This is a genomic window from Candidatus Jordarchaeum sp. (assembly GCF_052745115.1).
In genome coordinates, this window is the sequence record NZ_JBRAKS010000152.1 from 1 (window position 1) to 2,424 (window position 2,424).

Sequence of the window (2,424 nt, forward strand, 5' to 3'; positions counted from 1 at the left end):
CCATTAAAATGAGGAAAAAACCAATAATTAGAAACTATGCACAAACTAAATACTTAAATACCTAGAAAAATTAGTGAAATAGGTTTTTGAAACGATTTAATCCACTTCCGTTCCCTGGAACAAGTAAGTGCTCACTAGAAGCATAGCAGCAGTGAAACCAATAAGAACCAAGAAGTTGACCGTGAGAGGCATTGTACCTCCAATTCCCACTAGAGTAGTTCTAAGGGCGTCCACTCCGTATGTTAGAGGATCTAGATATGCTATGGTCTGCACCCAACTGGGAAATGAACTCAAGGGAAATAGTGCACCAGACAGGAAAAACAGTGGAAACACTATGAAATTCATTATCAGCATAAAGCCCTGAAAATCGGTCATCTTCGCAGCAAAGGCTACTCCCAAACCTACGAAGCCCATGGATATGAGCATCATGAAAACCACGGACAGGCTCAGTCCCGCCGGGTTACTGATATTCACTCCCAAGGGTATTGAGATTAGCAAGATTAGGAGCCCCTGCATTATGGCGGTAGTCACTCCGCCCAGGGTTCTTCCCATAGCTATCGAGAATCTGCTCACCGGCGCCACCATAACTTCTTTTAAGAAGCCGAACTCCCGGTCAAAAAGAATACTCATACCCGCAACCATAGAGGCAAAGAGCAGAATCATACCAATAATGCCCGGACTCAGAAACGAGAGATAATTCAAACCCAACTCCTTCGCCAACTCGTCCGCCAAGTACTGCGACCCAAAATACGCCACATATTGGTTTACACCCCAAACAGACTGCAAAGCCTCCGTAATGTAATTCGCAATAAACGCTGAAGAAGGCAAACCCGAAATCTCAAAACTCTCAAAACCCATTCCCATAAAAACCAGAAAGAAAGCCGGCATCGCAACCATTCCAATAACCCTACTCCAAGACCTAAAAAACTTCTTCATCTCACGCAACCACATCACATAAACAGCCTGAAACTCCAACGACCTCTTCATAACACACTACCCCACTACCGATTTTGCTTTTCTAACTCCTTCTCCTCATGCTCCTAACGTGTTCCCTCATCAGCGCCTTCGAACCACCATCCCCCTCTCTAATAGTTCTCCCAGTATACTGTAGAAAAACATCTTCAAGCGTTGGCTCCCGCAAATTCACAGACCTAATCTGTGTACCCGCCCTCTGAGCCAAGTTAACAATTTCTGGTATTCTAGTTTCCCCCTGCTGCACATTAAGATCAATTATTTCATCATGCTCACTAATCTTCTTCACCCAACTAATACCCTTCAACAATTCGAAAAACTGTTCCTCACCATCATCCAACTGCAACGATATCACATCAGTTCCAATAGAATCCTTCAAATTCTTCGAAGAATCCAAAGCAACAATCTTCCCAAAATCCATAATAGCAATCCTATCACACAGATAATCCGCCTCATCCATATAATGAGTAGTCAAAATAATAGTAACCTCCTTCTCCTCAGTCATCATCTTAATATAATCCCAAATCCGACGCCGAGTCTGAGGGTCAAGTCCCAAGGTGGGTTCGTCTAGGAATAGTACGTGTGGGAAGTGCATTAGTCCTCGGGCTATTTCGAGTCTTCTTTTCATTCCTCCGGAGTAGTTTATGACCATGGTTTTTTTGTGTTCGGTTAGTTCTACTAGGTTTAAGACTTCGTTTATTCTTTCTTTTCTTTTTTGTTTGGGTAGTCCGTACATTCGGGCGTGGAAGTCTAGGTTTTCTTCTCCGGTTAGTCTTATGTCTAGGCTGGGGTCTTGGAAGACCATTCCTATGTTGCTTCTTACTTGGTCTTTTTGGGTTTCTATGTTGTGTCCCCATACTTCGGCGGTTCCGGAGGTGGGTTTGATGAGTGTGGATAGCATTTTTAGGGTGGTGGTTTTTCCGGCTCCGTTTGGGCCGAGCATTCCGAATAGTTCGCCTTTTTCGATTTCGAGGTTGAGCTGGTGTACTGCGGTGAGTTCTTTGAATTTTTTGGTTAGGTCGGTGGTTTTTATGGCGTACATCTTTGAGGGTTTGCCTCCGTTGGTATGTTTTTTGATATGTGGGTATTGTGCGGGAGGGTTTTTAAGATTTGCAGTTTGTTTTTTTGGAAATTTGTGATTCTCGGTTTGTGTTAGTGTTTTTTAATGTTTTTTTAGAATAATCTAAGAATTTGGGTATTTTTTTTGCTTTTTTTTATTTGGCGGGGATTTATTTGATAAACGGTTAAAATATTTTTGTTAGTTGTTTTATAGAAATTACAATTATAATGGTATACTTTTGAGCCAAATGTTTATATAATTAAAAAATACAGTAATAATTGGGTTATCGTAATGATAGCCCAGGGAGATAATATAATAGGAGAGGAGGGCCTCCCCTCATAAACTTCGTGACATCCTGCTTTCTTCACATATTTATTCTGATGTGGAGTCGT

At 41.7% G+C, this 2,424-nt stretch carries 2 protein-coding genes; both read right to left on the reverse strand.

Annotated features, from left to right (window positions below; all coding sequences use genetic code 11):
- Positions 1–96 precede the first annotated feature (96 nt).
- A complete protein-coding gene (locus ACUVXA_RS11610; protein WP_445871429.1) occupies positions 97–987 on the reverse strand; it encodes an ABC transporter permease in 891 nt (296 codons plus the stop codon).
- 31 nt (positions 988–1,018) lie between these two features.
- A complete protein-coding gene (locus ACUVXA_RS11615) occupies positions 1,019–2,014 on the reverse strand; it encodes an ATP-binding cassette domain-containing protein (RefSeq protein WP_445871430.1) in 996 nt (331 codons plus the stop codon).
- Positions 2,015–2,424 lie beyond the last annotated feature (410 nt).

Coding starts and splice junctions, on each gene's coding strand:
- ACUVXA_RS11610 (WP_445871429.1), bottom strand. CDS start 987: ATGAAGAGGTCGTTGGAGTTTCAGGCTGTTTATGTGATGTGGTTGCGT.
- ACUVXA_RS11615 (WP_445871430.1), bottom strand. CDS start 2,014: ATGTACGCCATAAAAACCACCGACCTAACCAAAAAATTCAAAGAACTC.